The sequence below is a fragment of the Aequorivita sinensis genome, assembly GCF_006346335.1.
GTDB lineage: Bacteria > Bacteroidota > Bacteroidia > Flavobacteriales > Flavobacteriaceae > Aequorivita > Aequorivita sinensis.
Window position 1 is genome coordinate 22,434 of record NZ_VDMC01000019.1, and the last position, 9,254, is coordinate 31,687.

Consider the following 9,254-nt stretch of genomic DNA (forward strand, 5'->3'; position numbering starts at 1 on the left):
ATTTCGATTTAAAACCTAATTATTTTTCAATTTAAACGTCGAATGTACTTCCGTTATCCTTCATTTTTCTCAAAATCGGGGAACAACGGTAGCGATCTTCGTGATATTTGTCGTACAGCTCATCCATTTTCTCTACACACCAATCGATTCCTTTTTCGTTCGCCCAAGCCAATAACCCATTCGGATAATTTACTCCTTTGGTCATTGCATTGTCTATGTCTTCCGCAGATGCGATATTCCAGAAAAGGGCATCAGCAGCTTCATTAATTAGCATTACTAATATTCTTTCGAAAACGAGCTCTTCAATGTTTAAATCATCTATGAACACAGGTTCAGGTTTTACGGCATTTTCTCCGTAGTTGTAAAAACCTCTACCAGTTTTTCTACCTAAATATCCAGCTTCTGCAAAGCGTTTTTGTGTGAATGAAGGTTTGTATCGTGGATCGTAATAAAACGCTTGAAAAACAGTTTCGGTAACTGTATAGTTAACATCGTTTCCTATAAAGTCCATAAGTTCAAACGGACCCATTTTAAAGCCTCCATAATTTGTCATTGTCCAATCGATAGTAGCAAAATCGGCAATGCCTTCTTCGTAAATTCGGAGTGCTTCTCCGTAGAAAGGTCTTGCAACACGATTAACAATAAATCCAGGTGTGTCTTTGGCTACTGCAACTGTTTTTCCCCAGTCTTTAATGGTTTGAACAGAAATGTTTAAAGTTTCTTCAGAGGTTTGTACCGCAGGAATAACTTCAACTAATTTCATTAATGGAGCAGGGTTGAAGAAGTGAATTCCTATACAACGCTCAGGTTTTTCTAATGAAGATGCAATGGAAGCAATAGATAGAGAAGATGTGTTTGAAGCCAATATACAATCGTCACTTACAAACTTTTCAATCGTTGAAAACACATTTTTCTTGATGTCGAGGTTTTCAATAATTGCCTCAATGGTCATATGGGAATCTTTCAATTCCTTAAGTGTATTTACGTACTTTATATTATTTTGAATGCGCTCCTTTTCATTAGCATCGATTCGTCCCTTTTCAACCAAACGATTCATGATTTTTTCTAAATCGGCTTTAGACTTTTCCAAAGCATCGGTTTTTGTATCGTAAATTTTAACTGTGCACCCAGCCGTTGCTGCTACTTGTGCAATTCCAGCGCCCATCGTTCCAGCGCCAATTATTCCAATATTTTTAATCATTTCTTATTTTTTAGACTTTAAATATTTAACAAACCTTGATTCGGGTTTTGCTAATATTACTTTCCTTTAAATTCAGGTTTTCTCTTGTTTACGAAAGCATCTACTCCTTCAGCGTAATCTTCACTTTGAGCTGCTTCAATTTGAAGTTTGCTTTCTAAATCTAATTGCTCTTCCAATGAATTTGTCATGGATTGGTTTAATAATCGCTTTGTAAGTCCTAATGCTTTGGTAGGCATATTGGCTAAGGTATTAGCAATAGTATTTACTTCTTCTGAAAAGTTTTCTGAAGAAATTACTTTGTAAACCATTCCCATTTTTTCAGCGTCTTGAGCGGATACTTTATCACCAAGCATCATTAAAGCTGAAGCTTTTTGAAAGCCAATTAAACGAGGAAGGAAAAAGGTTCCTGCGCTATCTGGAATCAGCCCAATCTTGCTAAAAGCCTGAATAAAACTTGCATTTTCTGAAGCAATTACTACATCACAAGCCAAAGCAATATTCGCACCTGCACCTGCGGCTACACCATTAATAGCTCCAATAACTGGTTTTTCAATACTTCTAATTCGAGAAATAATTGGATTGTAGTGTTCTTCAAGAATTTTTTTGAATCCAGGATTCAACTCTGGAGAAGTTACTTCTTTTAAATCTTGACCAGCACAAAATGCTTTCCCCATCCCCGTTATTACTATTGCTCTAATATCTGGATTGTTTTCACAGGCATCCAACTCACTTTGAAGTAGGAGGGCCATTTCTCTATTAAAACTATTAAAAATTTCTGGACGGTTTAATGTAAGGTATGCAGTTTTATCTTTTATTTCTTTAATTATAGAAGCCATATTATGTGTTTATATAATGAATTTCTGATTGAACGCCTAAAGATACTACTTTGTCCAAGTCCTTTTTTACAAAAATAGAAAGAGTTGTTGAAATCTGAAGCTAACTCCAAAGATATCCCTAGTATATCCCCACTATACTTCTTAAGTTTATTCAATCAAATTAAGATACCTTTCTAACTGTCAAAATTTGCTCAGCATGACCAAAGGGTCCTTTCTCGTCATGAAGTACTGCAGTTGTTAAACCAATACCATCTTGTCCATATTGTTGATCGACTTCTAGGCCTAGCCATGTGCCTAGTGGCAAGCGATATAGATGGATTTGTAAATCGACATTAGGGAACATATGAGTAAAGGGATTGTCCTGTCTAACCACCACTCCATTCATGGTATCAACCATTCCCATAAGCTTCACAAAAGGACTTGTGGTTTCTCCTTTTACCATTTCCAACTTATTTGTAATCCAAACCTTACCCTTCCCAGGGCGACGTTCAACTACTTTAATATTTTTTGAAACTGATTGAATATATCCACCACTCCAAACAGACATACCTTCCCAATTAGGTAAAGTTTTGTAAGAAGGCATCGGATTATCTTCCAATCCAGCAACCTCTGAAGTATCCTCGGTGATCATCCTCCAAGTGCGTGCTATAATGCACGTTCTTCCCTTAGCTTCAAAAACCGATTCAAGAAGTTCGATAGTTCTTCCAGGACGAATGCAGCGGGTAGTAATTTGAAAGTCGTCCAAATGAATCATTCCCAATATATCCAAGCTGATGCGACCAATTCGCATGTCGTCTCTTGGCTGGAACTTTTCTAATTCTGCACAAATAGCACCCGTAGCTGGGGCCATATGCTGTTCGTTATCATTCCAGGCTCCTTGGGTGTTTTTAGTAGGGCGATAGTGCGCCACTTGCGAGCCGTCTGTTTTTATTTCACGATTGAGTAGTTCGTAATAAAATCCCATAGTTTTTTTTGGCAAATTTAAACAATCTTGTATGCGAAACTATTGAGAATAAAGATTGAGAGAATTCTCATTACAGAAACACGACCGCTGCGCTAGAAGAAACAAGAATCAAGACTAAAGTATTTAAGCACTAAAGATGAAATTCCAGCCTACGAGGGAAGTTATTTCAGGCATTTAAAATAATCGAATGGCTCGTGGCAGTCGTCACATTTAAAAAGTGCTTTGCAAGCTGTAGAACCAAACTGACTCACTAGGTGTGTATTTGTACTTCCGCATTGCGGACATTTAACCATTTTTTTGTTTCCAAGTAAAACGTCTTTGTCGTGGGTTTCTGAAAGAGGACGCGCAATCCCGTATTCTTCCATTTTTTGAAGCCCTTCTTCAGATATCCAATCGGTGGACCATGCAGGAGAAAGAACAAGTTCTACTTCAGCTTTTTTCCCAACATCCTCGAATGCTTTTTTTAAATCGTCTGAAATAACGTCCATAGCTGGACATCCAGAATAGGTAGGAGTAAGCTTTATTTTTACAACTCCGTTTACTTCTATTGCTTCACGAATAACTCCTAGTGCCAAAACCGATAACACAGGAATCTCCGGATCTGAAACGGTTTTCAAAACTGGGATTAAATCTTTATCAATATTTGGACTTTCTGTCAACAATTTATTTTATGTTTTTAAAATTTCAGTATTCAATTTGCTACTAACCTCTAAAGCGCTACTTTAAGTAGCAAGTGTAGAAATTAAAAGTGAATGTTATAACTACCAATTCATATTAGGGTAGGTGCGTTGCATATATTGCAATTCGGCTAAAATATAGCCCATATGCTCTGTGTGAACTCCTTCTTTTCCTCCTTTTGTAAAATATTTATTTTCAGGTACAGTAAGAGTAGCTTCAGTTAGAAGTTCAGAAACTTCTTTGTAATATTCTTCTTTAAATGATGAAACATCAATTCCGATTCCTTCTTTAATAACTTCTTTTTCAGTATCGGTTAAATAGAAAAGTTCGTCGGTGTATCTCCAAAGGTCGTCGATGGCTTCTTGCATTTTTTTATTACTCTCTTCGGTTCCATCTCCCAATCGTTTTACCCAGTCTCCAGAAAAACGCTTGTGGTAGCTTACTTCTTTAATTCCTTTTTTAGCAATAGCAGCAAGGTTTTCATCTGGACTATTTTGAAGTTTTTCCATCAACATATAGTGATATACATCAAAGAGATATTGTCTACCTATAACAAATCCAAAATGAGTGTTGGGTTGCTCTACTAAAAGACAGTTTTTGTAGTCTCTTTCAATTCGTAAGAAAGCGATATCGTCTTCAGTTTTATTTTCACCTACCAATTTAGCAGCGTATTGATAATAACTTCTTGTTTGTCCGAGCAAGTCCAATGAAATATTGGTAATTGCAATATCTGTTTCCAAACTTGGGCCGTGACCACATAGTTCCCCCAATCTTTGGGCTAGGATTAGTGAGTTGTCAGCAATTGTTAGGAGGTAATTATATAGGTTATTCATTTTCAATTATTAAAAATCGAAATCGAAACTCAAATCGAAATCGAAGGAATTAACTAAATTTTTTAATCAAAGAAACTACTATTCTGATGAGCTCATCATTTTCATTTCTAATTGTTTTAAGATCGTTCGAATCTATAAGGTTCGCTTTTATTTGTATGTTAATATTCCTAAGCGACTCTCGTAATTCTTTTAATGTAATCCTAAGCTTATTGACTCTATCTTTATTAGAACCTGCTCCTTCAAATTCACCAAAGTTCAACGCTGCTGAACAGGCAGATCTAATGAGTTGTTTTGTAAGGTAATCAGCAGCAAAAGATATCGGTTGTTTTGAAAACATAACAATAACTGAAGCGGCAAAATCTTCGAATCGACTATCTAAGTTATATTCCCTCATTTTTTCAATTTCAATTTTGATTTCAGTATTGTTTTTCCGTTACATATGCTTCACCTCGTCTGGTAAATCATAAAAAGTAGGGTGGCGGTATACTTTATCTTGAGCAGGCTCAAACATTTCGCCATTTTCAGCAGGGTTTGAAGCGGTAATATTTTTACTTTCTACAACCCAAATACTCACGCCTTCGTTTCGACGAGTGTAAACATCACGCGCGTTTTCTAAAGCCATTTCAGCATCTGCTGCGTGAAGGCTTCCGAAGTGACGGTGCTCTAATCCGTTTTTACTGCGGACAAATATTTCCCAAAGGGGCCAATTTTTTGACATAACTTTATGTGTTTGATTCAAGGTTTTTTCGTAATTCAGAATTCAAGAATATAATGTCTTAAAAGTTGAACTCCTTAAGCTTGATTCTAGTTTTATATTGCTTCTTTTAATTTATTTGCTTCTTTCTTTTCAGCATATGCCATTGCGGCATCGCGAACCCACTCGCCATTGTTCCAAGCGTTCACTCTAGCACTCATTCTTTCTTTGTTGCAAGGACCGTGACCTTTTACTACTTGCCAGAATTCCTCCCAATCAATTTCCCCAAAATCATAATGACCTGTTTCTTCGTTCCATTTCAAATCTGGATCTGGAATTGTAAGTCCTAAAATATCTGCTTGTGGTACAGTTTGATCAATAAATTGTTGGCGTAAATCGTCATTACTTTTACGCTTTAATTTCCATTTCATTGATTGTTCGGTATGAACAGATTCTGCATCTGTAGGGCCTAACATCATTAAGCTTGGCCACCACCAGCGATTTAGTGCGTCTTGAGCCATTGCTTTTTGCTCTTGAGTGCCACGGCAAAGTGTTAACATAATTTCGTAACCTTGACGTTGGTGGAAGCTTTCTTCCTTACATACACGTACCATTGCACGAGCATAAGGACCGAATGAAGTATTGCAAAGTGGCACTTGATTAATAATAGCGGCACCATCTACTAACCAACCAATTGCACCAATATCGGCCCAAGTGATTGTTGGATAATTGAAAATTGAAGAATACTTCGCTTTTCCACTGTGTAGTTGATCGTATAATTCGTCGCGAGAAACTCCAAGGGTTTCACAAGCTGAATATAAGTACAAGCCGTGTCCAGCTTCATCTTGAACTTTTGCCAATAATGCAGCTTTTCTACGCAGGGAAGGAGCACGGGTAATCCAGTTTCCTTCAGGTAGCATTCCGATAATTTCTGAATGTGCGTGCTGACTTATTTGCCTGATGTGAGTTTTTCGATATTTCTCCGGCATCCAATCTTTTGGCTCTATCTTTTCATCGCGCGCAATACGTGCTTCAAAGATTTCTTCTAGGTTTTTTACTTCTTTTTCGCTCATAATATCTTTTTTAAATACCTACAATTAGTTCCGCTGAATAAATAGGGGACAGCTTGCAGGATAATTCATCATACATCAAAATCTACTTTTACTTTATCAGACGTTGGTACAGCCTGGCAACTCAAAACTAAATCTTGTCCTACTTCTTTATCGCTTAACGCATAGTTTATTTTCATCTCTACACTCCCTTCCATAATTTGACACTTACAAGTGCTGCAAACTCCACCTTTACACGCGAAAGGTAAATCTGCACCCGCGGCCAAGGCGGCGTCGAGAATGTTGTCGAAATCCTTAGTCATCGTAAACTGGAATTCCTTTCCACCATCTACAATTGTTACTTCAACACCTTCTACGTTTTGTTTTGCTAAACGCTCGGCTCTTTTAATATCTTCTTCTGAAAGTCCTGTAACAAAAAGTTCATAGTGAACTAATTCTTTTGGAAGTCCAGCTTTTATCAAGTATTCACTTACAAAATCTACCATTTTTTCAGGCCCACACAAAAACACTTCACTAGTGTCTGGTATATCGATGAAATTCTTTGTTAGAATTTCCATTTTTTCTTCGTCAAAACGACCGTTGAAAAGTTCGATATCTCTTCGTTCTTTAGTAAGGAAATAATAGATTTCTAGTCTTCCAAAATATTGGTTTCGCAATTGCTCTAAAGCTTCCTTAAAGATAATAGATTTTGCAGTTCTATTCACATAAAACAACTTACAAGTAGCATTGGGTTCTAATGCTAGATGTGTTCTTATCATTGAGATAACAGGAGTAATTCCACTTCCTGCAGCAAAAAATAAATAGTTTTTCGCTTTATTAGGATTCACATCTACGCCAAACATTCCACTTGGCTCCATAACCTCAAGAGTATCTCCAGATTTTAAGGTATCCCTTACATAAGTAGAAAAAACACCACCTGGAATTGTTTTTACAGCTACTTGCCATTGATTTTCAATAGGGCTAGAGCACAAACTATACGAGCGGCGTGTATCTTCCCCGTTAATGTCGGCTTTTAAAGTTAAATGTTGTCCTTGGCGAAAGTTGAATTCCTGAGCCAAATTATCTGGAACGTCGAAAGTTATAACCGTACATTCATCAGTTTCTTTATAAACGTCTTGTACTTTTAATTTATGAAATCTTGCCACTTATTTTTTGATTTATGAATAGCAAAACTAACAGTTGTTAGTTAGAATTGCAACTTTGATCTTTATTTACTTTTGTTTTTTAATGAATTACGGAATTCTTTAATTAGTTTAGGGGCAGGAAGGTAATCACCAAGCAGCCATCCTTCATATTCTGGAGGCACAAGATCATCCATTCTGTCGCCATACTTTTCATGAAGTATTTTGCCTATATCAATAAAACGGTCATAATATTCGTACAGCAAAGGCTCTTTCCAAATTTCTTTACCGTTGTGCATTAGAAATAAAAAGTCCTTTCTTTTATACTTCTTTTCAACTATTTCGAAAATTAAATTATCACCTTCTATTTCGGGCAATTCATCTGCCGATTTCAAACTCAGAGCCTCCCAATGATCCCAAAAACTCATTTGTTTACGAACCTCCTTTTTATCTTCCTCGGTGCCAAATTGAAGAACTTCAGAAAAAGTTGGGAAGACCACTAGTTCTAGTAAATATTTACAATTAGGACAATTTACTTCAAAGCCTTCTTCCTTTAAATCGCCTTGTTTCAAAACCTCACCTTTTCCAGTCCAACCACAATTTTCACAATTGTACTGATGCTCTTTATAAGTATATATATTATTCATATTGTTTTTTTATAGCTTTTCCAAGAGCCGTTAGGATTCAATTAACCTTAATAATATTGTTCGCGAACTCTGCTATTGAAATCAACTGTTCTGAAATTCTTCATCTACATAATTCCTTTTAGCAACACCGACACCATATCTTTTTTAAGCACATTCACGTCTAACTTTCCTCGCTTTTCATACCATAAATGAAGTGTGCGTAAAGTAGATAGAATAGAGAATAGAATCACTTCAGGATGGGCCGATCTAATTTCGTTAACCTCTATCCCTGTTTTTATTAATTCTCGGAAATTATCTTCATACTCATCTCTCATTTTTATAAAGGCATTCAGATTATCTCCTTCCAAGTGCATCCAGTCGTTGTTTAATGAGGCTAATGCTTCGGAGTGATTTAAAGTAATATCTATATGAAGCTCGATTAGGTTTTCCAACTTTTTAAGTGTGCTTGATTGCTGGGAAATAACCTGATTCATTCCAGTTGTAAACTCTTGAGCCACTTCAAGAATGATATCCGCTAGAATTTCTTGTTTTCCACTAATGTGGTTATAAAGACTTGCGGCTTTGATATCCATTTCTGAAGCTATATCACGCATAGTGATAGCACTATAGCCTCTTTTTCTAAACAGAGTAGCTGCCACTTTTACGATTTCGTCCTTTCGTGAAATTGTTTTCATTACTGCAATATAGCGAATATGTGGGAAGAATTATTAGCGAAAATTGTAATATTGTAGTTATAAAACAATACATAAAATGGGGCTTTTAGATTTTTTATTTGGTAGCAAAAACAAGAAGATACAAGACTTTAAAAGCCGTGGTGCGGTCATAATCGATGTTCGTAGTAAAGGCGAATATGATGGGGGAGCCATTCCAGGTTCTAAAAATATCCCGTTACAAAGTATCAGTTCTAATATTTCTCAGATTAAGAAATGGGATAAACCTGTAATTGTATGCTGTGCTAGTGGAATGCGTAGTGCAAGTGCTGCGGGGATTCTAAAAAGTAATGGGATAGAAGTGATGAACGGTGGTGGCTGGTTTAGCTTGAGTAAGAAGCTTTAGACCTAGAGTAGAGACTAGATGCTAGATGCTAGATGCTAGATGCTTGTACGTCTCTGATATAGGTTGACCACTTAACGAGTGAAAACCTATGAAAGCAAATGTACGGAGTATTCGCAAGCAGCGTAAATACTCAATTGAATTTAAAAAAAGGATT

The 9,254-nt window shown here is 36.5% G+C and carries 12 protein-coding genes; 1 reads left to right on the forward strand and 11 read right to left on the reverse strand.

The genetic code is table 11. The features are described 5' to 3' along the window. Positions 1-31: 31 nt before the first annotated feature. From FHP04_RS13305 to FHP04_RS13355, 11 genes are all read right to left on the reverse strand, one after another. Complete coding sequence (locus tag FHP04_RS13305; RefSeq protein ID WP_139856630.1) at positions 32-1,201, reverse strand: 3-hydroxyacyl-CoA dehydrogenase NAD-binding domain-containing protein; 1,170 nt, start codon at positions 1,199-1,201, stop codon at positions 32-34. Between the two features lie 56 nt (positions 1,202-1,257). Continuing rightward, entirely contained in the window at positions 1,258-2,037 is a 780-nt protein-coding gene (locus FHP04_RS13310; protein ID WP_139856631.1) for an enoyl-CoA hydratase-related protein, read from the reverse strand. Between the two features lie 160 nt (positions 2,038-2,197). Further along, positions 2,198-2,947: a thioesterase family protein gene (locus FHP04_RS13315; RefSeq protein ID WP_218937261.1), complete on the reverse strand. Its 750-nt coding sequence runs from the start codon at positions 2,945-2,947 to the stop codon at positions 2,198-2,200. Between the two features lie 215 nt (positions 2,948-3,162). Then, positions 3,163-3,663, reverse strand: a complete 501-nt coding sequence (paaD, locus tag FHP04_RS13320; RefSeq protein ID WP_139856633.1) for a 1,2-phenylacetyl-CoA epoxidase subunit PaaD — start codon at positions 3,661-3,663, stop codon at positions 3,163-3,165. Positions 3,664-3,762: 99 nt separating this feature from the next. Next, the gene (gene paaC, locus FHP04_RS13325) at positions 3,763-4,512 is read right to left on the reverse strand and encodes a 1,2-phenylacetyl-CoA epoxidase subunit PaaC (RefSeq protein WP_179951791.1); all 750 of its coding nucleotides are present in this window, start codon (positions 4,510-4,512) and stop codon (positions 3,763-3,765) included. Between the two features lie 49 nt (positions 4,513-4,561). After that, positions 4,562-4,906: a four helix bundle protein gene (locus FHP04_RS13330; protein WP_139856635.1), complete on the reverse strand. Its 345-nt coding sequence runs from the start codon at positions 4,904-4,906 to the stop codon at positions 4,562-4,564. A gap of 39 nt (positions 4,907-4,945) precedes the next feature. After that, complete coding sequence (gene paaB / locus FHP04_RS13335) at positions 4,946-5,230, reverse strand: 1,2-phenylacetyl-CoA epoxidase subunit PaaB (RefSeq protein ID WP_139856636.1); 285 nt, start codon at positions 5,228-5,230, stop codon at positions 4,946-4,948. A 92-nt stretch (positions 5,231-5,322) separates the two neighbouring features. Beyond that, the gene (gene paaA / locus FHP04_RS13340; RefSeq protein WP_139856637.1) at positions 5,323-6,279 is read right to left on the reverse strand and encodes a 1,2-phenylacetyl-CoA epoxidase subunit PaaA; all 957 of its coding nucleotides are present in this window, start codon (positions 6,277-6,279) and stop codon (positions 5,323-5,325) included. A gap of 68 nt (positions 6,280-6,347) precedes the next feature. Continuing rightward, complete coding sequence (locus FHP04_RS13345) at positions 6,348-7,421, reverse strand: 2Fe-2S iron-sulfur cluster-binding protein (RefSeq protein WP_139856638.1); 1,074 nt, start codon at positions 7,419-7,421, stop codon at positions 6,348-6,350. Positions 7,422-7,483: 62 nt separating this feature from the next. Further along, the gene (locus FHP04_RS13350) at positions 7,484-8,044 is read right to left on the reverse strand and encodes a hypothetical protein (protein WP_139856639.1); all 561 of its coding nucleotides are present in this window, start codon (positions 8,042-8,044) and stop codon (positions 7,484-7,486) included. 104 nt (positions 8,045-8,148) lie between these two features. Next, a complete protein-coding gene (locus tag FHP04_RS13355) occupies positions 8,149-8,718 on the reverse strand; it encodes a TetR/AcrR family transcriptional regulator (protein ID WP_179951792.1) in 570 nt (189 codons plus the stop codon). A gap of 76 nt (positions 8,719-8,794) precedes the next feature. Between FHP04_RS13355 and FHP04_RS13360 the strand changes: the two genes are divergently transcribed. Continuing rightward, the gene (locus FHP04_RS13360) at positions 8,795-9,100 is read left to right on the forward strand and encodes a rhodanese-like domain-containing protein (RefSeq protein ID WP_139856640.1); all 306 of its coding nucleotides are present in this window, start codon (positions 8,795-8,797) and stop codon (positions 9,098-9,100) included. Positions 9,101-9,254 lie beyond the last annotated feature (154 nt).